Annotated in this window: 24 protein-coding genes and 1 tRNA gene; 7 read left to right on the top strand and 18 right to left on the bottom strand. The window is 64.0% G+C overall.

The genetic code is table 11. The features are described 5' to 3' along the window. Nucleotides 1-27: 27 nt before the first annotated feature. From fliF to ABIB35_RS16070, 9 genes are all read right to left on the bottom strand, one after another. Nucleotides 28-1644 carry a flagellar basal-body MS-ring/collar protein FliF gene (gene fliF, locus ABIB35_RS16030; RefSeq protein ID WP_354182722.1) on the bottom strand — a complete coding sequence of 539 codons (1617 nt, stop codon included), beginning with the start codon at nt 1642-1644 and terminating at the stop codon, nt 28-30. Further along, nucleotides 1644-1949 carry a flagellar hook-basal body complex protein FliE gene (fliE, locus tag ABIB35_RS16035; protein WP_354182723.1) on the bottom strand — a complete coding sequence of 102 codons (306 nt, stop codon included), beginning with the start codon at nt 1947-1949 and terminating at the stop codon, nt 1644-1646. Before fliE ends, fliF begins: the two co-directional genes overlap by 1 nt. Continuing rightward, nucleotides 1949-2341, bottom strand: coding sequence for a flagellar basal body rod protein FlgC (gene flgC, locus ABIB35_RS16040; protein ID WP_152222517.1), 393 nt, complete (start codon nt 2339-2341; stop codon nt 1949-1951). Before flgC ends, fliE begins: the two co-directional genes overlap by 1 nt. Continuing rightward, nucleotides 2338-2682, bottom strand: coding sequence for a flagellar basal body rod protein FlgB (flgB, locus tag ABIB35_RS16045; protein ID WP_354182724.1), 345 nt, complete (start codon nt 2680-2682; stop codon nt 2338-2340). Before flgB ends, flgC begins: the two co-directional genes overlap by 4 nt. A 179-nt stretch (nt 2683-2861) precedes the next feature. Further along, entirely contained in the window at nt 2862-3209 is a 348-nt protein-coding gene (locus ABIB35_RS16050) for a hypothetical protein (protein WP_354182725.1), read from the bottom strand. Next, nucleotides 3199-3633, bottom strand: a complete 435-nt coding sequence (fliS, locus tag ABIB35_RS16055) for a flagellar export chaperone FliS (RefSeq protein ID WP_354182726.1) — start codon at nt 3631-3633, stop codon at nt 3199-3201. The genes ABIB35_RS16050 and fliS overlap by 11 nt, the downstream gene beginning before the upstream one ends. Next, a complete protein-coding gene (gene fliD, locus ABIB35_RS16060; protein ID WP_354182727.1) occupies nt 3630-4991 on the bottom strand; it encodes a flagellar filament capping protein FliD in 1362 nt (453 codons plus the stop codon). The genes fliS and fliD overlap by 4 nt, the downstream gene beginning before the upstream one ends. Nucleotides 4992-5123: 132 nt before the next feature. Then, nucleotides 5124-5993, bottom strand: a complete 870-nt coding sequence (locus ABIB35_RS16065; protein ID WP_354182728.1) for a flagellin N-terminal helical domain-containing protein — start codon at nt 5991-5993, stop codon at nt 5124-5126. 126 nt (nt 5994-6119) lie between these two features. Beyond that, the gene (locus ABIB35_RS16070; protein WP_502915817.1) at nt 6120-6947 is read right to left on the bottom strand and encodes a sigma-70 family RNA polymerase sigma factor; all 828 of its coding nucleotides are present in this window, start codon (nt 6945-6947) and stop codon (nt 6120-6122) included. A gap of 217 nt (nt 6948-7164) precedes the next feature. Here ABIB35_RS16070 and ABIB35_RS16075 point away from each other — a divergent pair, with 217 nt between their 5' ends. From ABIB35_RS16075 to ABIB35_RS16090, 4 genes are read left to right on the top strand one after another with little or no spacing between them, the layout of a single operon-like run. Beyond that, nucleotides 7165-7650: a flagellar protein FlgN gene (locus ABIB35_RS16075; protein WP_354182730.1), complete on the top strand. Its 486-nt coding sequence runs from the start codon at nt 7165-7167 to the stop codon at nt 7648-7650. A gap of 21 nt (nt 7651-7671) precedes the next feature. Next, nucleotides 7672-9075 (top strand): flagellar hook-associated protein FlgK, encoded by a 1404-nt coding sequence (gene flgK, locus ABIB35_RS16080; RefSeq protein ID WP_354182731.1) that lies wholly within the window; start codon nt 7672-7674, stop codon nt 9073-9075. 3 nt (nt 9076-9078) lie between these two features. Next, on the top strand, nt 9079-9966 hold the full coding sequence (gene flgL, locus ABIB35_RS16085) for a flagellar hook-associated protein FlgL (protein WP_354182732.1): 888 nt from the start codon (nt 9079-9081) through the stop codon (nt 9964-9966). Further along, complete coding sequence (locus ABIB35_RS16090) at nt 9963-10358, top strand: flagellar assembly protein FliW (RefSeq protein WP_354182733.1); 396 nt, start codon at nt 9963-9965, stop codon at nt 10356-10358. The genes flgL and ABIB35_RS16090 overlap by 4 nt, the downstream gene beginning before the upstream one ends. A gap of 98 nt (nt 10359-10456) precedes the next feature. On the opposite strand, the gene ABIB35_RS16095 is transcribed toward ABIB35_RS16090, so the two are convergent. The 7 genes from ABIB35_RS16095 to ABIB35_RS16125 all read right to left on the bottom strand — a co-directional run bounded on the left by ABIB35_RS16095 (nt 10457) and on the right by ABIB35_RS16125 (nt 16773). Further along, the gene (locus ABIB35_RS16095) at nt 10457-11293 is read right to left on the bottom strand and encodes an aldo/keto reductase (RefSeq protein ID WP_354182734.1); all 837 of its coding nucleotides are present in this window, start codon (nt 11291-11293) and stop codon (nt 10457-10459) included. A 103-nt stretch (nt 11294-11396) separates the two neighbouring features. Continuing rightward, nucleotides 11397-11870 (bottom strand): hypothetical protein, encoded by a 474-nt coding sequence (locus ABIB35_RS16100; protein ID WP_354182735.1) that lies wholly within the window; start codon nt 11868-11870, stop codon nt 11397-11399. A 5-nt stretch (nt 11871-11875) separates the two neighbouring features. Beyond that, the gene (locus ABIB35_RS16105) at nt 11876-12628 is read right to left on the bottom strand and encodes a bacterial proteasome activator family protein (RefSeq protein WP_354182736.1); all 753 of its coding nucleotides are present in this window, start codon (nt 12626-12628) and stop codon (nt 11876-11878) included. Between the two features lie 43 nt (nt 12629-12671). Beyond that, the gene (locus ABIB35_RS16110) at nt 12672-12929 is read right to left on the bottom strand and encodes a hypothetical protein (RefSeq protein WP_354182737.1); all 258 of its coding nucleotides are present in this window, start codon (nt 12927-12929) and stop codon (nt 12672-12674) included. 160 nt (nt 12930-13089) lie between these two features. After that, on the bottom strand, nt 13090-13287 hold the full coding sequence (locus ABIB35_RS16115; protein ID WP_354182738.1) for a YbdD/YjiX family protein: 198 nt from the start codon (nt 13285-13287) through the stop codon (nt 13090-13092). Next, nucleotides 13284-15575, bottom strand: coding sequence for a carbon starvation CstA family protein (locus tag ABIB35_RS16120; RefSeq protein ID WP_354182739.1), 2292 nt, complete (start codon nt 15573-15575; stop codon nt 13284-13286). Before ABIB35_RS16120 ends, ABIB35_RS16115 begins: the two co-directional genes overlap by 4 nt. 220 nt (nt 15576-15795) lie before the next feature. Beyond that, nucleotides 15796-16773, bottom strand: coding sequence for an NAD(P)H-quinone oxidoreductase (locus ABIB35_RS16125; protein ID WP_354182740.1), 978 nt, complete (start codon nt 16771-16773; stop codon nt 15796-15798). Nucleotides 16774-16836: 63 nt separating this feature from the next. Here ABIB35_RS16125 and ABIB35_RS16130 point away from each other — a divergent pair. From ABIB35_RS16130 to ABIB35_RS16140, 3 genes are all read left to right on the top strand, one after another. Further along, nucleotides 16837-16924 (top strand) — tRNA-Ser (locus ABIB35_RS16130). A gap of 263 nt (nt 16925-17187) precedes the next feature. Then, nucleotides 17188-17442 (top strand): hypothetical protein, encoded by a 255-nt coding sequence (locus tag ABIB35_RS16135; RefSeq protein ID WP_354182741.1) that lies wholly within the window; start codon nt 17188-17190, stop codon nt 17440-17442. A 222-nt stretch (nt 17443-17664) separates the two neighbouring features. Then, nucleotides 17665-17793: a hypothetical protein gene (locus tag ABIB35_RS16140; RefSeq protein WP_354182742.1), complete on the top strand. Its 129-nt coding sequence runs from the start codon at nt 17665-17667 to the stop codon at nt 17791-17793. Nucleotides 17794-17862: 69 nt separating this feature from the next. Here the strand turns inward: ABIB35_RS16140 and galK are convergent, their stop codons facing one another. Further along, complete coding sequence (gene galK, locus ABIB35_RS16145) at nt 17863-19092, bottom strand: galactokinase (RefSeq protein WP_354182743.1); 1230 nt, start codon at nt 19090-19092, stop codon at nt 17863-17865. Further along, a complete protein-coding gene (gene galT / locus ABIB35_RS16150) occupies nt 19089-20180 on the bottom strand; it encodes a galactose-1-phosphate uridylyltransferase (RefSeq protein ID WP_354182756.1) in 1092 nt (363 codons plus the stop codon). Before galT ends, galK begins: the two co-directional genes overlap by 4 nt. Nucleotide 20181 lies beyond the last annotated feature (1 nt).

The raw sequence follows: 20181 nt of genomic DNA on the forward strand, positions 1-20181 counted from the left end.
TTATCGGTTCGGCGGTTGTCGTATTGTTCATGCGGGCTGTCCTTCATCCATGAACGTGCGCAGGTACTCGGCGGTGCGGGCGGGGTCCTGTCCGGCGAGGGCATCGACCTCCGCGCGCTTGCGTTCCGTAGAATCCCTGGTGATGGGCAGGATGGGAATGCCCGCCGTGTCCGTGGACACGCTGATTGCCGTGGTGGCCGGTTCGCTCTGGCCGATCATGGCCAGCTTGGTGGCAGGCGCCAGTGGATCGAGCTCCGGCAGTTCGCCAATGTCGATGGTTTCCCGATTTTGGCGGCGGGAACGCACCGCGTAGAAAACCATGAGCAGCAGCACGGCCAGAACAATTCCGGCGGCTTGGATGATGTTATTCACCAGCTGCGCCTGGCGTTCCGCCTCCGCGGCTTCAGCTGCGGCAGTCAGCGCATCCTGGGCGGCCTGGGCTCCCCCGGTGTTGAAGGCCACCATTTCCACTGTCAGCTGGTCTCCGCGCTCAGCGTTAATGCCTGCAGCCGTAGCCACCAGGGCTTCAACGTTGCCCAGGTTCAGGCCGGCGGCCGCCTCCGCGTTCAAGGCAACTGACACGGTCTGGCGATTAAGGGCACCCGCTGGGATTTCACGGGTTTCGGTGACCTTGTTGACCGCATTGTTGCGGGTGCTGGTCTCTGAATTGAAGGTTCCGTCGCCGTTGCCATCGTTGGGGACGGCGATGTTGTCCGGGCCCAGGACGCCGGCGGCGCCGCCTGCCGCCCCACCGGTGTAAGCCTCAGTGGTGGTGGCTTCATTCAGGGCGGGGGCGCTCTCCGGGCTGACGAAGGACTCCTCCACGCGGTTGGCGGACTCGTAGCTCATGTCCGCGGCGACAGCCACGGTGGCGTTTCCGGGACCCACCACGCGGTCCAGCATGGTCTGCACCGATGCCGAGACGCGTTCCTCGTAGTCCGAGGACTGTTTGTCCGCCGACCCGGTGGCGCCCACGCCGACGGCGGAAAGGACGGTTCCGGCCGAATCGATCACTGCCACGTTGGTGGCGTCCATGCCGTCGATCGATGCGGAGGTCAGGTGGACAATGGCCTGGATCTGGTCAGCGCCAAGTGTCACGCCGTTCTCGGTCTCCACGAACACCGAAGCGGTCGGATCCGCCTTTTCGGAGACAAAGACGGTGTCTTCCGGAATCGCAAGCTGGACTGTCGCCGCTTTCACGCCGTCGAGCGCTCCCACTGTTTTGGCCAGCTCGCCCTCGAGCGCCCGCTTGTAGGTGACGGACTGCTGGAATTCGGAGGACGTGACGCCCATGTCGTCCAGCAGCGAGTAGCCGCCGGTCGACGACGCCGGGAGGCCGGCGCCGGCGGCTTTCAGCCGCTGGTCATAGACGTTGGCTTCGGGCACCATCACTGTGCCGCCGCCGTTGGCGATCTCGTAGGGGACGCCGTCGGTCTTGAGCTGTTCCACAATGGTGTTCGCGTCGGCTGCCGACAGGCCGGAAAAGAGCGGAGTGTAAGCCGGTTTGGTGAGCCAGCTGGTCAGCAGGGCGATCCCCAGGGCCAGTACGGCAACACCGATGATGGTGATCGTTTTCTGCGCCAGGGAAAAGCTGCGCACCGTATCGCCGATCCGTCCGAACGCGGCGTTCATGGTGCGTGCCATCAGGCCTGCATCCGCATGATCTCGTTGAACGCGTCAACGGCCTTGTTGCGTACTCCGGCCACCAGCTCCAGCGTTACCTGGGCGCGCGTGGACGCAATGGTGGCGCTGTGAATATCGTCAAGGTCACCGGTCACGGCCTGCACTGCGAGGCTCTTCGAGGTCGCCTGCAGCTGAGAGATGTTGTCCACGGCGCCGGTCAGCGACGCGGCGAAGGCCGATCCATCCGTGGACGCCGTCGCCGGTACCGCGTCAAGATAGCTGGTGGGGGTTACACCGGAGATGGCCGGAATGGGGGGAACGGGCATCAGGAGCGTCCAATCTGGAGAGCAGCTTCATACGTGGATTTGGCGCGGTCCACCACGGCGGCATTTGCTTCGTAGCCGCGCTGCGCCAGGATGAGGTTGCTCATCTGTTCGGACATGTCGATGTCCGGGTAGCGGACATAACCGTCAGCGTCCGCAAGAGCATGGTCGGGCTGGTAGACCATCCGGCCCTCGGCGTCTCCGTACTCAACACCTGAGACGTAGACTCCGCTGACGCCCTGGCCTTCCTGTGCCACTACGTAGCGGGCTTGGAAAGCGGATCCGTCGGTACGGGAGACATTGTTGGCGTTGGCCAGGTTGTCCGAAACGGCGTCGAGCCACTTGCGATGAGTCGTCAGCCCGGTGGCGGCAATGCCGATGGCGTCGAAGGTCATGAGGAGGTCCTCAGCGCGGTCCGGAGGGAGTTCGCTTCTCCGCCGACCGCCTGGGAGGCGAATTGGTACCGCAGCACGGTGTCGATGTTGGAGAGGGTCTCGGTGTCGAGGTTGACGTTGCTGCCGTCCAGCCGCGTCGGTTCCATCGAGCGTTCCGTGGTGGCCTTTGCGACGCCGGAACCGGCGCGGACGGAGCTGGCCAGGGCGTCTTCAAAACTTACTCGCTGGGCGTGATAGCCCGGGGTGTTCACATTTGCAATGTTGTTTGCAATGGTGCGCTGACGCAGAGCCAACCCGTCAAGGGCGCTTTGCAGCGCAATTGAGGACACGGAATCGAACACGGAAAACCCGCTTCTCGCTGAGGGACAGTGCGGCCGATCCGTGGCCTGGAAATGAGCATTCCTTGCTCGATAGTTGTTATCGGCCTGCCCGACAGGTATGTAAGTAGTTTTTCCGAGTAATTAAGCTACGGCTGCAGGTAGTTTTAGTTTTGCTTCCGAGTACTTAGCGGATGCCCGGATTAACCCGCCACATCCAAATAAACAGCGGCCGCCGAAGGACCTGGAACGCTGCGGATTAATTCGGACTGCCGCCGGTTTGTCCGAGCCTCGCCACGGAGCTGGATGTAGGCCCTTTCCTGGGCCTTGGCCAGAAGGCGTGCACGCGGCATCAGCTCTGCGGGCAGCGGCCCCAGATTCAGTGCAGGCTGCCATGTCAGTGCCAGTTCACGTGCCTGGAAAGAGACCATTTCGGTCGGCTCCCGGAAGACCTCCAGATTGTCTTCAAGTTCGGTGAGCACCCGCTCCCACAGGGCCAGGTTTTCGGCGGCTTCGTCGGAGAGGTCCGGGCCGATCGCTTCAGCCGACACCGAGGGTGCCTCCGGCGTTCAGTGGCGCTGAGGTTTGTGCCGGCACCTGTGCCGCGGCTTCGTGCCATGCCAGGCGCAGCGGTTCCAGCAGGTCGATGCACTCGCGGGTCCGCTCGGGGCTGCGGTGGATGTTGGCGTCCATCATGGTGGTCAGGCTGTAGGCGTAGAGGGCCTTGAGGTTTTCGGCCCCGTCCCAGATGTCAGTCTTCAGCGTGCCCGTGAGCTCCGAGACGATGGCCTGCGCATGCACCAGGTTCTCCGATGCCACCGCCCAGTCGCCGGAGAGCTGGGCCGCTTCGGCGCGGCTCAGATCCAGCAGGAGGCGGTCGTAGAGCATGGTCAGCAACCGTGCGGGTGTTGCGGACATGACGGCGTTGCGGGCGTATTCGGCGCGCTTGGCGGCCATTCCGTAGGTCAGGTTCATTTCTTGCTTCCTGAAGTGAAGTTCAGCGAATCGATCTGGGATGTCAGCCATTCCTGCTGTGACTGCAGCTGGCCCAGCTTTACTTCCAAGTTGGACCACACGCTCTGCAGAGTGGACTGGCGGGATGCGAGTCGGCGGTCCCAGTCCTCGATCTGAGTGGTGAGGGACCGGACTTCGGATTCCTGGCCCTTGATCCGCTGGGTGATCGTGCCGTCGTATTTATCCGATGCCGTTTTGCCGGCCGCTTCCACCCGGCCGGCAATGGTTTGCAGAGTCGCCTGGGTCTTGCCCGGATCGGCGGCCAGGGCTGCGGCGAACTTCTCGGCGTCGAACTCCACCGTGCCGTCCTTGGTGATCACAATGCCGATCTCCGACGGCGACCGGCCGTCCACCGGAGACGTCGCGGCGGTCATCATGCTCTGCTTGATGTCGCGGACGCCGGAGTCGCCCGTGAAGAGGCCGCCGGTGGCCTTTGTGGTGCCCGACGACGTGGAGGTGGTGACGGCAGCATTGCGGTTGATGTAGGAAAAGATATCCACGAGGCCGGCCACCAGTTTGGAGGCGACGTCGGTGACGGCCTTGTCATCGCGGACCACGGTCAGCGTGACGGGCGTTTCCGAGGCGGATGTGACCGTCACGTCGACGCCCGGCATGAGGCCGGTGAAAGTATTGGTCGCGGAGGAAATGGTGGTTTCAGCACCGGGAACGCCGGCCCACAGGGTGACTTCGGCGTTGCGGGCGGCCTTCAGCACCATTCCGCCGCCGGCGGTGCTGAACGGGTCGGCGCCGTTGGCTGTGACGCTGAACCCGGCGTCGGCGCCGGTGGCGGTGGAAGTGAGCTGGATGCGGTACTGGGCGGTCCCGGCGGCGTCTACTCCGGCCGCGATCTTGACGGCGCTGACGCCCTTGTTGGCTTTGTTGACCTCGGAGACCACTTCGTCGAGGGACTTACCGCCCACGTTGAGGGTGGTGGAGGTTCCGGCCGCGTTGATGGTGATTTCGGTGGCGTCCGTGGGCCAGGAAGTCAGGGCGGCGGAGAGGCTGACCTGCGCGGACGCGGTCTGTTTGACCACCATGTCGAGCGATCCCGCGGCTGCGCCGGCTGTGACAGCGGCGGTGACTTTGTCCGAGCTGCTGGCGGCGGAGTAGAGGTCGGTTCCGGCCGGCTTGGCGGTTTTTCCGGCAGCCTCGGCCATGGCGGCCATCTTGGTGTTCAACTGCTGCAGGGCGCTGACGAAGGTCTGGCTGGCGGCCACCTTGGTCTTCAGGATGTTCTGCGGGCGCGCTTCGATCTGCATGAGACTGGCGATCATCTCACTGGTCTTCAGGCCGCTGATCAGGCCGTCGATTCCTGCCATGTGTGCTGATCTCCTAGGACGGATACGGATGAGGCAGGCGAAAAGCCGGCGGCGAAGAGTGTGAGGTCCAAGTCAGTTTCTCCGCCGCCGGCGGTCATTCACCTGCCGGTGCTGCTGGTGGTGCTGTTACTGCTACTGCAGGAGCTGCATCACGCCGGAGTTCATCTGGTTGGCCTGGGACAGCATTGCGGTGCCGGCCTGGGACAGGATCTGCGAACGGGTGAAGTTGGCCATTTCCGAAGCCATGTCAGTGTCACGGATACGGGATCCGGCGGCGGACAGGTTCTCGATGGACACATTCAGGCTCTTGATCGTGGATTCCAGGCGGTTCTGGGATGCACCGAGATCGGAGCGTGCGGTGGAGATGGCCTTGATGTCGTCGTCGAGGCCCTTGATCGTTTCCAGGGCAGCTTCGGACGAGCCGAAACCAGTCAGATCAGCATCTGCGGCTGCGGCAAAGTTCGAGACGGTAGTACCAATGGCGGTAATGTCCACCAGCTTGATATTGATCTGGTCGTTGGCGCCCGTGCCACCGGCACCGATCTGGAAGGTGAGACCGCCGGTGGTGGGATCTGCAGCTGCTGCAGTCAGCAGATCGATGCCATTGAAGTTCGTGGACGTACCAATGCGGGTAAGCTCTGCGCCCAGAGCAGCAACTTCGGTCTTAATGGCTGCGCGAGAATCAGGGTTGTTCGAGTCGTTACCGGACTGGACAGCCAGGTCGCGGACGCGGTTCAGGATGGAGTGGACCTCGGTCAGGGCGCCTTCAGCGGTCTGGATGACGCTGATGCCGTCCTGGGCGTTGCGCGCTGCAACGGTCATGCCGGAAACCTGGTTCTTCAGGCCTTCGGAGATCGCCAGACCGGCTGCATCGTCAGCTGCACGGTTGATGCGCAGGCCGCTGGACAGCTTCTCCAGGGACTTGGACTGTGCATTCTGGTTCAGCGTCAGGTTGCGGTACGCGTTGTTTGAAGCGGTGTTGGTGTTGATTGTGAAACCCATGATGTATTCCTCCGTGAGTGGGCTGTACTAACCAGCCCATCCGTGGGCCGGCAACCATAGCTATCGGCGGAGGATCATCAGGTGTTAGGAGTTCTGCGAAGTTGTTTTTGCTCCGCTGCCCAAGGCCTACGCAGGCATGCGGCCGGAATCGGCAAGCGGAGCGCGCGGCGGAAAATGCTCGCGGGTGATGCCGCCGATGGTCCGGTCCGCCATGGTGGACAGATAGGCGGCCCGGCGTGCCGGCGCAATACGGGACTGCACTGGAGCAACGACGTCGTCATCCGTGTAATGGGCGCCCAGACCGTCGCGGAGGAGGCGGACAGCCTCGGCGCGCTGCTGGGAAACCGCGGAATGGGTGGCACCCAGTTCCGCCGCCAAATCCTTGACGCTGCGGTCATGAAAGTAGACTTGTTCCACGATGTACCGCATTTTGGGCGGCAGCGCGGAGACGGCGGCCTGCAGATATTTCAGCCGCTCCGCCGCCAGGAGGGATCCCTCGGGTGACGGGAGCGTTGTCGCCAGGAAATCGGTGGTGGACGCATCGAGGCTGGATACGGTGCGTGATGCGTCCGCCAGAGCGTCCTGCGCCACCGAAGGCTCCACGCCAAGGGCTGATGCAATTTCGCCGACCGCGGGGATGCGGCCCAGGGCGGCAGTGAGGGTCTCCTTGACGGCCAGGGTTTCCTTGATGCGGCGACGTGCGGTTCTGGTGGCCCAGTCCACCGAACGCATTTCATCGGCAAAAGCGCCAATGATGCGGCGGCGCGCATAGGCACCGAAAGGAACACCCAATTCGGGATTAAAGGAGTCGGCGCACATGATGAGCGCCACCGATCCTGCCGAGGCAAGATCATCCCGTGAGAGATGAGTTGCTTTTGCGCATGTTTCAGAGACCAGATAACCAACTAAGGGAAGATTTTCCACCACTAGCCGGTTGCGTTCGAGACGGTTCAATTTTTGCGGACCCCCAAGCCCTTGTGACAGACATATTTGTACCTGGCACATGGCTTAGGGCTGAGACCCACTAAAAACCCCACGCGCGAGCGTATACCGTGAAAGATACCACTAACATTGCAGACAAAGTTGCCGATAGTGACGGACAACGGATGAATCGTTATGTTTCGCCGGAAATTTTGGACATTAGAAGATCAATTTAAGGAGGTGAGTGGAGATGGGTACCCAGAAATTGTCTGCACTTCTCTGGGAAGAACGCGAGTTGCTGGAGCTGCTCGTATTCAAGCTTGAAGAAGAACAGCTTCTGCTCACCTCCGGCAAAAGCCGTTGGCTGCAGCACGCCACCCGTGAAGTCGAGCAGGTGCTGGAGCGCCTGCGGGCGGCGGCTCTCGGCCGGACAGTGGCAGTGGCAGCGCTGGCTCAGGACTGGGGGACAGCTGAGGACGCCACTCTGCGGGAGCTGGTGGCCGCGGCTCCCCCCGGGCCGTGGACCGAGATCTTCGCCGGACACCTGCAGGCCATGACGGACCTAACCATCAAGATCCGCGAGCTAAGGGACACCAACGAGCAGTTCCTGCGGGCCGCGGCACGGTCCGCCCAGGAAACGCTCGCCGGCCTGAACGCCGAAAACGGCACCTACACGGCGTCGGGTTCCGCCGCCGTGCCCACCGCCGGTGCCCGCCTCGTTGACCAGCAACTTTAACCCCGAAGGACCCTACTCCCGATGAGCACATTCAGCGGCCTGAATACCGCATATACGGCATTGACGGCTGCCCGCAGAGGGCTGGACGTCATCGGGCAGAATGTTGCCAACGCCAACACGCCCGGGTACACCCGGCAGCGGCTGGAAACATCAGCCACGGCGCCGCTGTCATCCACCGGGTTCAGCACCGGCCCCCGGGTGGGGCAGGGCGTCACAGTGGACGGCATTGCCCGGCTCGGGAGCATGCAGCTGGACGCCCGCGTACGCGCCACCACCGCAGTTTCGGGCTTCTCAGCGGTCCGCGCTAACGCGCTTTCCGCCCTGGAGGTCAGCCTCAACGAGCCCGGCGACAACGGCATCTCGGCGTCCCTGGACGATTTTTGGTCCGCGTGGCAGGGCGTATCGAACAAACCGGGCGACCCCGCCGCAGCGGAAGTCCTCCTCAATGAAGCCGCGACCGTGGCCAGCCGCATCTCCTCCGGGTATCTCTCCGTGGCCAACCAGTTCAAGGACGTACGCTCAGACCTGACCTCCATGGCGGATGAGCTGAACACCGCCGGAGCACAGCTTGCCGGACTCAACGGAGCGATTCGTTCCGCGTTGTCCAACGGCGGCTCCGTTAACGAACTCCTGGACCAGCGGAATGCCCTGGCCTCTACGGTGGCCGCCTTGGCCGGCGGAACCGTCCGCGAGGGCGCCGACGGGATGGTGGACATCCTCGTGGATGGCAATGCCTTTGTCACCGGCGAGGTCTTCCGTCCGGTTGAAGTTGCCGGCGGAACGGCATTGGGCGGCGACCCGGTCCGGGTGGTGTGGAGCCACCGGCCCGGTGACTCCGTGGCACTGTCCAGCGGGGAAATGGCCGGAGCCCTGAGCCTGTTGGCACCGGGCGCCGACCTGGACAAGGCCGCGGCCTCCTACAACTTGCTGGCCGAGAAACTGGCCTCGACGGTCAACGCCGTGCACCGCACCGGAACCGCTCCCGGCGACGGAACACCGGGCAGCACCACCGGGCTGGACTTCTTTGGCCTCGACGCCGGGCAGCCGGCGCTGAGCCTGCACATCATTCCCACCAGCGCGTCCGGGATTGCCGCCGGAAACGGCACCGGCGGGTTCGACGGGTCCATTGCGGACAAGATCTCCCAGCTGGGAACCTCCGCCGACTCCCCCGACAAAATGTGGTCAGCCTTCGTCTCGGGCACCGGCGCCGCAGCCCGCAGCGAACTGCAGCAGGCCAAGCTCGCCGGCGTTGCCGCATCATCCGCCGTCGGGCTGCAGCTGGCCAATTCCTCGGTGGACCTGGACGAGGAAAACATGAACCTGCTGGCATACCAGCATGCTTATCAGGGCGCCGCCCGCGTCATGAGCGCCATTGACGAAATGCTTGACACCCTGATTAACCGCACCGGAATTGTTGGAAGGTAACCCGTGATCACCCGCACCACCAACCAGACCCTGGCCCGCAACGCCCAGCAGAACCTGCAGGCCAACATGTCCCGCATGGCCAAGCTCCAGGAACAGGTTTCTTCCTCCACCGCCATCACCCGGCCGTCGGACAACCCGGCCGGAACGGCGGATGCCCTGAAGGTCCGGGCCGAAATCCGGGCCAATGCCCAGTACAGTTCCAACATCAACGACGCCGACGGGTGGCTCACCACTGTGGATTCCGCACTGGACAACACCACGGACCTGATGCGTCGCATTAAGGACCTGGCACTGCGGGGCGCCAGCGCCGGGTTGTCTCCCGCGAACAAGGACGCCGTGGCCACTGAGCTTGAGGGCCTGAAGCAGGATCTGCTCAAGGAAGCCAACACCACGTTTGCCGGGCGGAGTGTCTTCGCCGGAAACTCGAATGCCAAGGGTGCTTTCACTGAGGTAAACGGTGAATTCGTCCACAGCGGTTCGGGTGCGGGAGTGATGCGCCGGGTGGACGGCGGCGCGCCGGTTCGGGTCGACGCCGACGGCTCGGCCGTTTTCGGCTCCGGTGCCGGTTCCGTCTTCGCACTGGTCGACAGCCTCGCGGCTGACCTGCGCTCCGGAGCGGATGTGACGGGGCATCTTGCGTCGATAGATGCCCGTGCCAACACGATCCTTTCGCGCCATACCGAAGTGGGAGTGCGGCATGCGGCCGTCCTGAAGGCCCGGGACACCAATCTGGAGCAGACCGTGAGCCTGGAGGCACGGCGCTCGGGCATCGAGGACCTGGACACCGCCAAGGTGATCCTGGACCTGAAGCTGCAGGAGCTTTCCTACCAGACGGCCCTCTCGGTCACCGCACGGGCGCTGCAGCCCACCCTCATGGACTTCCTGCGATGAGCGTGCGCACAACGTTCCTAGCTCCGCCGCCGGGCTTTGCCCCCGAGGTGGACTTTGTCCTCTCGGCCGTGGACGGCGCGGAGGGGCTGTACTCGCTGAAGTCGGAACGGAGCGGCGACGCCGAGGGCCTCCGGCTTTTCGTGCTGGACGCCGCTGTATACCTGCCCGGATATCAGCCGGAAATCAGCGAAGATCAGCGGCATCAGCTCGACCTTGCCGACGCCGGCGAAGCCCGGGTCCTCGTCGTCGCAAACTCCACGGAGGCGGGCACCACGGTCAATCTGCTGGCACCCATCGTGCTGAACACCAGGACGCAGCACTGCGCGCAGGTCATCCTCGACGGGCAGAACTGGCCGGTGCGGGTCCCCTTGGAGGAAGCCGCAGCGGCCTAAGGGATCCCGGACTCCGCAAACAAACGCAGCCAATAAAGGCAGCAAAAAAGGGGCGCAACACCCGGTTGGGTGTTGCGCCCCTTTTGGTGCGCCCGGTGTTAGGCGAAGTCGGCCGTGGCCGGATCAGCGCCGTAGCGGGTGCCGTTATCCAGGGCGTTGATGGCCTCGATGTCCTCAGCCGAGAGCTTCACGTTCAAGGCCTCCCAGTTTTCCTTGATCCGGGATTCCGTAACGGACTTGGGGATCACGATGTTATCCAGCGCCAGGTGCCAGGCGATGACCACCTGGGCCGGGGTGGCGCCGTCGTACTTCGCGGCAATCTCCGCCAGCTTGGGATCTTCCAGCAGACCCTTGCCCGATCCCAGCGGGGACCATGACTCGTGCAGGATGTTGTGCTTGGCCTCGAAGGCGCGCAGCTCGGACTGGTTCAGGTACGGGTGGGTTTCCACCTGGTTCAGGACCGGGACGACGCCGGTGGCGTCAATGATTTCCTGCAGTGCCTCAACGGTGAAGTTGCAGACACCAATGGACTTCACGCGCCCCTGCTTCTGCAGCTCGATCAGGGCCTTCCAGGTGTCCACGTACTTGTTCTGCTTGGGCTGCAGCCAGTGGATCAGGTACAGGTCCAGCGTTTCCAGGCCCAGGCGCTCCATCGAGGCGTCAAAAGCCTTCAGCGTCTCTTCGTAGCCCTGGTCCGCGTTCCACACCTTAGTGGTGATGAACATGTCCTCGCGAGGCACGGAGGTGGCGGCAATGGCGCGGCCGACGCCGGCCTCGTTGCCGTAGATCTTGGCGGTATCGATGTGCCGGTAGCCGGCGTCGAAGGCCTGGCCCACAACCTTTTCGGCCACCGAGTCCTCAACCTGCCACACACCGTAGCCGAGCTGGGGAATGGTATTGCCGTCATTGAATGTCACAAGAGGAGATGTAGTCATTCGCCTATCCTCGCAAATGACGTGCAGTAATGCGCAGTGAATGGCGCCTCTATGCTGGACGCGAAAAAAGCACCGGCCCTATTCCCATTTCCCGGAATTATTTTCAGGAACCCGCAGGCCCGCTGACGGCGGCCTTCAGCGCGCGTTCGGCCTCCAAAATATCTTCAGCCACGAGCTGCGCGCGACGGTGGACGTTTTCCAGACCCGCGGAAGCGTACCCCCAGCGTTCCCCTTCGAGGCGGGACATGGCCGCTGCCTCGGCCGTGGCCGCCAGGGAGTTACCGCTGCGGGACAGCGCCCGGTGCACCGCAATCAGCGCGCCGGGAATATTCTGCCCGTCGCTGGGCAGGCGGCGCTGCGCACTCATGCACACCTCCCGCACCCGCGGCAGCAGCTCAGCCAATCCGTTGGCCACCGTCACCAGCTCGTTGTAGACGGCGTCATCTTCGACCCCCTCCAACATCTGGTGGTAGCGGTCCAGGCCTCGGGTAAAGCGGTCGTGGGCCCTGCGCCACACGCCCTTTCCAAGCTGAGTGTCATCCTTCCGCCCCTGGCGGGCGGCTGCAAATAGTGCCATTGGTCCTACAGATACTGCCCGGGACCGGTGTGCGGTTCGGGATGGGTGGAGGCCGGACGCCCCTGAACGGCGGCATCGGCACGGCGCGGCTCGCCGTTCTCGCCGATGATGACACCGGGAGCCAGGACGGTGCCCGGAGGCAGCTGGCGCAGCTGCAGGCGTGAGGCCATCTGCTGGGCGGCGGTCTGCTGTGCCGCGATGGCAGTCTGAATACCCCGGAACAGCCCTTCCAGCCAGCCGACCAGCTGGGCCTGGGCTATTCGGAGCTCGGCGTCCGTCGGAACGGAGTCATCAACGAACGGCAGGTTGATGCGGTGCAGTTCCTCCACCAGTTCCGGGGCCAGTCCGTCTTCCAGTTCATGCAGGGACCGTCCATGGATTTCGGCCAAGCGGTTGCGGGCTGCATCGTCCAGCGGCGCGTTGCGGACTTCTTCCAGAAGCTGCTTGATCATGGTGCCGATCCGCATCACCTTGGCAGGCTGGTCAACCAGTTCCTGCAGTTTGGCCGGTCCAGAAGCGCTCTCTCCGGTGCCGGCGGCGCTTCCGGGCCCGCTGGGATCTCCCCCGGCACCCGACGAGGTCTTGTTGGGGGCGGCGGTTCCGGGCGCCGGCGACCTCCTCTGGGAGGTATCGCCCACCGGCGGGTTGCTGGACGGTGTTTCAGGGCCGCTGCCGATGGTTCCGGCGTGTGATGAATCGTCGGAACCGGGCGCGGGCGCCGTATCCGGCCGGTCGGCGGATCCGTTCTCTTCAGTCATGCGTTAATGCTCTCATGGTTGAGCCCCGTTGCCGGGGGGAGGGTCAGCTTTCGAGCTCTTCCGCGCGCTTTTTGCTGTACTCGCCGTCCGGGCTCAGCCCTGGCACCCGTTGACCTGCGTTCAGCTGACCGGCAGTGTAGTGCCGTTCATCAAATTCCGGTCCCACGCTTTCACCGCGGGGCAGGTTGACGTCGTCCGCCAAGTGCTCGTCCTCGTTATCCGTCTCCCGGAAAGGGAGGCTGATGTCTTCGCGCAGGTGCTTGTCCTGCGGGAGGTCCTCGTTATTCCGGTGATGTCCCATGCTTCACGGTAAGCCGGGCCCCGGCGGCTGCTCAAGGCCGGGAAACAAAGCGACATACGCCAAAGCATCTGGCTCCAGCGGTGAGGGCCCGACGGCGACACCCAAACAGGTGCCGCCGTCGGCTTACGCATCTCTCAGCACTGCAGAAGCACAACTCGTGTTAACAGCAGCGGCCCTCGGGGTTAGAGTCCTGGCGGTCCATTTTGTCTTTCCAGAACTCGCGCTCCGTCAGCATCGGTCCCGTGCACCCGGACGACTGATGGAAGGAAACATACTTGCGGTAGGCGTCCTCCCCCATGACGTCCCGGAAGAACCGGACAAAACCACGCAGCCCGTCCTTCACCGATCCAGTGCTCATGAGTGTGCCTTTCGGACAACCTTCCGGTCTGTGGGCAGGGCATCCCACTGCGCCTGGATTTCCTTCTCCGCTTCAGTGGCGAGGAAGCCCGCCGGAGCGAACATCCGTGAGGGTACCGCCGGATCCTCGGCACTGGGCGCGCCGCCGGTCCGATAAGAGCGGATGCTTGCGATGACTGCGGTGATGATGACAATGATGGCCAGTGTCACGAACACAATGGAAAGGGTGCCCTGGATGAAGGTGTTCCGAACCACCGCGTCCATGGCCTCCACGGTCTTTGCCGTTCCGAAGCTTGTCTCCCCGCGTTCCAGTGCCCCCTTGAAGGCATTGTGCTGTGCCCAGTAACCGACGGCCGGAACCGGGCTGAAGATCTTGTACATGGACGCGGTAATGGTCACCACGGACGCGAACGCCAGCGGTAGCGCCACAATCCAGATGTACTTGAACACGTTCTTCTTTGCCAGGATGGCCAGGCAGATTGCCAGGGCGATCGCCGCGAGCAGCTGGTTCGCGATGCCGAAGAGTGGGAACAGGGTGTTGATGCCGCCCAACGGGTCCGTGACCCCCATGATCAGGATCGAGCCCCAACCTCCCACCATGACGGCCGTACAGATCCACGCGCCGGTGCGCCAGGATGTGTCACGGAATTTGGGAATGAAGTTGCCGATGGAGTCCTGCAGCATGAAGCGCGCCACGCGGGTTCCGGCGTCCACAGCAGTAAGGATGAACAAGGCCTCGAACATGATGGCGAAGTGGTACCAGAACGCCATCATCGAGGAGCCGCCAATGAGGCTTTGCATGATCTGGGCCAGTCCCACGGCCAGCGTGGGAGCGCCGCCGGTGCGCGAGACGATGGATTCCTCGCCCACGTTCGCAGCCATGTTGCTGAGCATGTCCGGGGTCAGGTTCACTCCCGCCAGGCCCAGGCTGTTGACGAACGCGACGGCGCCTTCCACCGTGCCGCCGGTGGCTGCGGCCGAGGAGTTCATCGCGAAGTAGATGCCGCGGTCAATGGAGATGGCCGCAACCAGGGCCATGATGGCCACGAAGGATTCCATCAGCATGCCGCCGTACCCGATGAAGCGGGTCTGGCGTTCCTTCTCGATCATCTTCGGGGTGGTGCCGGAGGCGATCAACGCGTGGAAGCCGGAGAGGGCACCGCAGGCGATGGTGACGAAGAGGAAGGGGAACAGCGGGCCGGCAACCACCGGACCGTTGTCAGCCGACGCGAATTCGCTGATCGCCGGCACGGTGATTTCCGGCCGCACGATAATAATGGCCACGGCCAGCATCACGATGGTGCCCACCTTCATGAAGGTGGACAGGTAGTCGCGCGGGGCCAGCAGCAGCCAGACTGGAAGCACTGCGGCGATGAAGCCGTAGATGATGATGCCCCAGGCGATGACGGTCTTGTCCAGGGTCAGGAAATCACCCAGGGCGGTGTCGGCGATGACGCCGCCGCCGATGATGGCCAGCAGCAGCAGGACAAAACCGATGATGGACACCTCGGTGACCTTGCCCGGGCGCAGGAACCGCAGGTAGACACCCATGAACAGGGCAATCGGAATGGTCATGCCCACTGAGAAGACACCCCAGGGGCTCTCCGCCAGAGCGTTGACCACTACCAGTGCCAGGATGGCCACGATGATGATCATGATGGCGAGCGTGGCGATCAGGGCAGCGGTGCCGCCCACGCGGCCCAGCTCTTCGCGGGCCATCTGGCCCAGCGAACGGCCGCCGCGGCGCATGGAGAAGAACATGACCAGGTAATCCTGGACGGCGCCGGCGAGGACGACGCCGATGATGATCCAGATGGTGCCCGGCAGGTAGCCCATCTGGGCGGCGAGGACGGGCCCGACCAGGGGCCCGGCACCGGCGATGGCAGCGAAGTGGTGGCCGTACAGGACGCGCCGGTCCGTTGCTGCGTAGTCCTTTCCATCCGCCTTGTATTCAGCAGGAGTCGCCCTGCGGTCGTTGGGCTGCAGGAGCTTGCGCTCAATGAACTTGGAATAGAAGCGGTAGGCGATGAAGTACGTGCAGACTGCTGCGAACACAAACCAAATGGCGTTCACAGTTTCTCCGCGGACCAGCGCCAGCATGTACCAGCTCACACCGCCCAACAGGGCAATTGCCGACCAGACGGCAATCTTCAGCGGCGTCCACTGGCGGTCGTCAGCTTCTGCTGCTTCGGGATCCAGCGCCACCGGCGGAAGATCCGGATCCTGTACCAGGACGTCGTTGTCCTCAGGATTTCCGGGAGCGGCCCGGCGCCGGTGATTCTCACTCATGGAGGGTCCCTTTGCATGCGGTAATGACGGGGTGGAAGCCGGCAGTGAAACCGGCCCGGAGACGGAAGATTCCGCGCTCTTGCCCCCGAGGGTAGCAGTGCACAGTGACACCGCACACAAGACAGGCCGGTGACTGTTCGGAACAGTCACCGGCCTGGCCGGGATGCAGGTAAGGCGGATACCTGCGGGCCGTTTCCGCTGGTACCCGCCGCTGGCTGCCTTAGGCCGTCAGCAGGATTTTTCCTATGTGGACGCCCGAATCGAAATACTCGTGCGCCGCGGCGGCTTCAGCGAGCGGGAACGTCTTATCCACCAGCGGCCGGATCTTGCCGGATTCAATCAGCGGCCAGACATACTTCTTGACCGCCTGCATGATCGCCGCCTTTTCTTCTGCCGGGCGGGCACGCAGCGTGGTTCCGATGACAGCCAGGCGCTTGAGCATCAGCAGGTTCAGATCGATATCCGCCTTTGCACCGCCCTGCAGTCCGATAATGACGAGGCGTCCTGATACCGCCAGCGCCTCGAGGTTGCGCTGCAGGTATTTCGCCCCGACGACGTCCAGGATGACATCCGCACCCCGGCCGCCGGTGACTTCATGCACCCGCGCCACAAAGTCCTCAGCCTTGTAGTTGATCAGAATTTCCGCGCCCAGCGAGCGTGCCAGTTCAAGCTTCTCGTCCGAGCCCGCCGTCACCATGGGCACTGCACCAAAGGCTGCCACCATTTGGATGGCCATGGTGCCAATACCGCCGGCTCCACCGTGGATCAGGACGTGGTCACCCTCAGTGACTCCGGCGGCCATGAAGAGGTTGGAAAAAACTGTGGCCGCGGTTTCAGGCAGGGACGCGGCAGTCACCAGGTCAATTCCCGCCGGTACGGGCAGGACCTGCCCCGCCGGTACGTTCACCTGGTCGGCGTAGCCGCCGCCCGTCAGCAGGGCGACGACGTCGGCTCCCACCGAGAGCCCTTCCACCCCGGTTCCGACGGCCGCGACCCGGCCGGACACCTCAAGTCCCGGGTATTCAGACGCTCCGGCCGGCACTGGATAGTGGCCCTGGCGCTGCAGCACATCAGCCCGGTTGAGGCCGGCGGCCGCTACATCGATCAGGACTTCCCCGGGTCCGGGCACCGGTGCGGGGACGTCCTGCATCTGCAGGGCTTCCGGGCCACCGGGCGTATTAATGACAATTGCTCTCATTCTGTCCTCCACGGAGCTTGATCGAATTTTGGTGAAATGCACCTGTCTGACAGACTACTAGGGGGAAGGTTGTCCGAGCGGCCGATGGAGCTGGTCTTGAAAACCAGTGTGCGGTAACCCCGTACCAAGGGTTCGAATCCCTTACCTTCCGCGCAGAACAAAAAGCGGGCCCCTCAGGGGCCCGCTTTTTTGCTGCCGTGAGTCCCTCACGAGGCGCAGGCGGGGCGGCGCGAAGCGATCATGCCCGCAACGAGCACCAAAAAACTTCAAAACACCCGCCGAAAAGCCTTTCTGCATTTCATCAACGATGACCTAATTCGAAAATCCAGCTCGGTTTTCCTAGGATGATCGGGAGGTTTCCGGCCGCCATGGGGGTGCACCGCCACAGAATCACACTCGCTTGAGGAGTTATCCATGAATTCTCCAAAGGCCGTGCACCTTCGTGGTCTCGTTTGTTTCGTTTTGCTGACCGGCCTGCTTGCCGGCTGTTCAACCTCATCGGCGGAGGCAGAGGAAGTGCCGGATTCATCCGCGCCGGCGTCCTCTTCTCCGGACTCTGCAGAATCCGCTGACGATGCCTCGGAGCCATCCGACGCCCGAAAGGCGGACCCCTCCGACACACCCAGCCCCAAGCCGTCCGTGCCGCCCCGCGAGATGGAATCCTGGTAGCTCCAAGTGGGAGACTGCTTCTCGGAGCACGCCGGCGGAGAGGAAGATGTCATCGAGACAGTGGAAGTTGTGCCGTGCGAATAGCCGCACATCAGCGAGGTCTACGCCTCCTTTGAGCTGCCTGCGGGCGAGTTCCCGGGAGACGGCATTGACACAACGGCCGGGTCCTTCTGCGAAGAGGAATTCGAGCAGTTTGTAGGGCGGCCTTTCTCCAAGTCCCAATTGCAGGCCACCTTTATTGTTCCCACTGAAGAAACCTGGACCATGACGGATGACTGCGAAGTCCTGTGCGCCGTTATGGGCCCGTTCGAAATGGAAGAAGAAGGATCCTTCAAGGATTCCAAGCGCTAATATTTGCCGTAATTGGTTGACCAGTTATGGCGCTGCCGTCCGAAAGGACGGCAGCGCCATTGTTTTTATCTACGGGTTCCTGGTGCCGGAGCGGGCCGGTCCTACCCGGCCGGCCCCGGCAGCCGGAAGGACCGTAAACAGGACTGGCTCCCGGAATCCCCGGCTCCGGAAGGCTTTCAGCACGGCGGTGCGGACCTGTTCTTCATCTGCGCAGCGGATCAGGGCAATGGCCGAACCGCCGAATCCGCCGCCGGTCATCCGAGAGCCGAGGGCACCGGCGGTGAGTGCCGTGTCCACGGCCAGGTCCAGCTCCGCACAGGACACATCGAAGTCATCTCGCAGTGAGGCGTGTGAAGCTGTCAGCAGGTGTCCGAGCGCATCCATCCGGCCGGCATGGAGCTCCGCGGCCGTTTGCCGTACCCGCTGGTTTTCGCCCACTACATGCTGCACCCGGCGCCGGGTTTCCTCGTCAAGGCCGGACATGTCAGCGCCGGCGGGCACGTCCCGCAGCGATTCCGCCCCCAGCACGGCAGCACCGCGTTCGCAGGAGGCGCGGCGGGCGCTGTAACCGCCGTCGGAATGGCTGTGCGCTACGCGGGTGTCCATCACCAGAACTGCCAGCCCGTGTTCGGCCAGCGGAAGCGGCACCGTCTCCGCTTCCAAATTGCGGCAGTCCAGGGACAGCGCACTGCCTTCGCGCCCCATCAGAGACGCCGATTGATCCATGATGCCGGTAGGCGCACCCACAAAACGGTTCTCTGCGTACTGCGTTAGGCGGGCCATCTCCGCACGCTCCAGTTCCAGGCCAAGCAGATCATTCAGCGCCACAATTACTGCCACCTCCACCGCGTGCGAGGAGGACAGCCCGGCACCCACTGGAACGGTGGAATCCAGCAGCAGGTCGAACGCAGGCACCGGGTAACCGGCGGTCTGGAGGGCATACACCACGCCCGCCGGATAAGCGGCCCAGCCGTCGGCGGAACCCGGCGCCAGCCCGCGGATGCGGAACCGCGCCCGGGACAGGCGGCGGGCCTTCGGCGCGTAGGTGGAGGCAAGGCGGACGACGCCGTCCGGCACCTTTGGGTCGCCGCCCGGCCGGCGCAGCCGCACGGCTACCAGGGCGCTGCGGTCGATCGCAAACGGCAGCACAAAACCATTGTTGTAATCGGTGTGCTCGCCGATCAGGTTAACGCGGCCGGGAGCCCGCCACACGCCGTCGGGCTCCGAACCGTAAATTTCGGCGAACCGGCGGGCCAGAGTCTCCGCGCGGTAATGGACCGCCTGGACAGCAGTACTCACAGGCAGACAGCCCGAAGCGCGGCGGCGGTCCGCTCCGCGGTGGTGTCGTTGATAAAAGCGCCCATGGCGGCCTCGGAACCGGCCAGGAACTTCAGTTTGTCCGCCGCCCGGCGCGGACTGGTGAGCTGCAGGTGCAGCCAGCCCGCTTCCCGGTCCGCCGGAGCCACCGGAGTCTGGTGCCACGCGGAAATGTAGGGGGTGGGTGTGTCATACAGCCCGTCCACGCGCTGCAGCAGCTCCAAGTACAGAGCGGCAAGTTCGTCGCGCTCGACCCCGTTCAGCGCGGCCAGGTCCGGAACCTGGCGGTGCGGGACCAAGTGGAGTTCCAGCGGCCAGCGGGCGGCATAGGGTACGTAGGCGGAAAAGTGCTCCCCCTGCAGCACCATTCGGTCCCCTGCCTGTAACTCGTCCTCCAGCAGCTCGCCCATCAACGGCCGGCCATGTGCGGCAAGATGCCGGCGCGAGCGTTCTGCAAGCCGAGCCGCGTGCGGGGCGGCGTAAGGGTAGGCATAGATCTGTCCATGCGGATGGTGCAGAGTGACGCCAATGTCCTGGCCCCGGTTCTCGAACGGAAAGACGTGCGCGATGCCCGGCATCGCGGAGATCTCCTGCGTGCGCTGAGCCCAGGCCTCCACCACGGTGCGCGCCCGTTCGTAGGGCAGCGAGGCAAAGGAGGCCTGGTGCTCAGGCGTGAAAACCACTACCTCGCAGCGCCCGAACGCCGGCGAGGGGCTGCCCCACAGCTGCCGGCCGTCGTCGTCCGGCAGCGTACCCAGCGCCGGGCCGAGGGAGGGAAAACGGTTCTCGAAGACCACCACATCAAAGTCCCCGGCCGGGATTTCCGACAGCCGCTCCGCTGCGCCCGGGCACAGCGGGCACTGATCCGCTGGCGGCAGATAGGTCCGGGCCTGCCGGTGGGCGGCAACCGCCACCCATTCCCCGCTCAAGCGGTCAAAGCGCACCTCGCCGTTGCCCGGCAGGTCCTCCAGCGGTCGCGTGTCGGTTCCCGGCTGCGCCGGACGCCCGCCCCGGTCCGTGAAGAACAGGGCCTCTCGGCCGTCGGCCAGCGAGTGGCGGTGCGGCGCAATG

It is taken from the genome of Arthrobacter sp. UYP6, from assembly GCF_040547315.1.
In the GTDB taxonomy this organism is placed as follows: domain Bacteria; phylum Actinomycetota; class Actinomycetes; order Actinomycetales; family Micrococcaceae; genus Arthrobacter_B.

What these genes read in the sequence shown, in the direction of transcription:
- ABIB35_RS16095 (WP_354182734.1), bottom strand. Translation starts at nt 11,293, where the DNA reads ATGACTACATCTCCTCTTGTGACATTCAATGACGGCAATACCATTCCC.
- ABIB35_RS16125 (WP_354182740.1), bottom strand. Translation starts at nt 16,773, where the DNA reads ATGAGAGCAATTGTCATTAATACGCCCGGTGGCCCGGAAGCCCTGCAG.
- ABIB35_RS16075 (WP_354182730.1), top strand. Translation starts at nt 7,165, where the DNA reads ATGGGTACCCAGAAATTGTCTGCACTTCTCTGGGAAGAACGCGAGTTG.
- flgK (WP_354182731.1), top strand. Translation starts at nt 7,672, where the DNA reads ATGAGCACATTCAGCGGCCTGAATACCGCATATACGGCATTGACGGCT.
- ABIB35_RS16120 (WP_354182739.1), bottom strand. Translation starts at nt 15,575, where the DNA reads ATGAGTGAGAATCACCGGCGCCGGGCCGCTCCCGGAAATCCTGAGGAC.
- ABIB35_RS16135 (WP_354182741.1), top strand. Translation starts at nt 17,188, where the DNA reads ATGAATTCTCCAAAGGCCGTGCACCTTCGTGGTCTCGTTTGTTTCGTT.
- ABIB35_RS16105 (WP_354182736.1), bottom strand. Translation starts at nt 12,628, where the DNA reads ATGACTGAAGAGAACGGATCCGCCGACCGGCCGGATACGGCGCCCGCG.
- fliD (WP_354182727.1), bottom strand. Translation starts at nt 4,991, where the DNA reads ATGGCAGGAATCGACGGCCTGATCAGCGGCCTGAAGACCAGTGAGATG.
- fliS (WP_354182726.1), bottom strand. Translation starts at nt 3,633, where the DNA reads ATGAACCTGACCTACGGAATGGCCGCCAAGCGCGCCGAATACGCCCGC.
- flgC (WP_152222517.1), bottom strand. Translation starts at nt 2,341, where the DNA reads ATGACCTTCGACGCCATCGGCATTGCCGCCACCGGGCTGACGACTCAT.
- ABIB35_RS16100 (WP_354182735.1), bottom strand. Translation starts at nt 11,870, where the DNA reads ATGGCACTATTTGCAGCCGCCCGCCAGGGGCGGAAGGATGACACTCAG.
- fliF (WP_354182722.1), bottom strand. Translation starts at nt 1,644, where the DNA reads ATGGCACGCACCATGAACGCCGCGTTCGGACGGATCGGCGATACGGTG.
- ABIB35_RS16090 (WP_354182733.1), top strand. Translation starts at nt 9,963, where the DNA reads ATGAGCGTGCGCACAACGTTCCTAGCTCCGCCGCCGGGCTTTGCCCCC.
- ABIB35_RS16110 (WP_354182737.1), bottom strand. Translation starts at nt 12,929, where the DNA reads ATGGGACATCACCGGAATAACGAGGACCTCCCGCAGGACAAGCACCTG.
- fliE (WP_354182723.1), bottom strand. Translation starts at nt 1,949, where the DNA reads ATGCCCGTTCCCCCCATTCCGGCCATCTCCGGTGTAACCCCCACCAGC.
- ABIB35_RS16065 (WP_354182728.1), bottom strand. Translation starts at nt 5,993, where the DNA reads ATGGGTTTCACAATCAACACCAACACCGCTTCAAACAACGCGTACCGC.
- ABIB35_RS16115 (WP_354182738.1), bottom strand. Translation starts at nt 13,287, where the DNA reads ATGAGCACTGGATCGGTGAAGGACGGGCTGCGTGGTTTTGTCCGGTTC.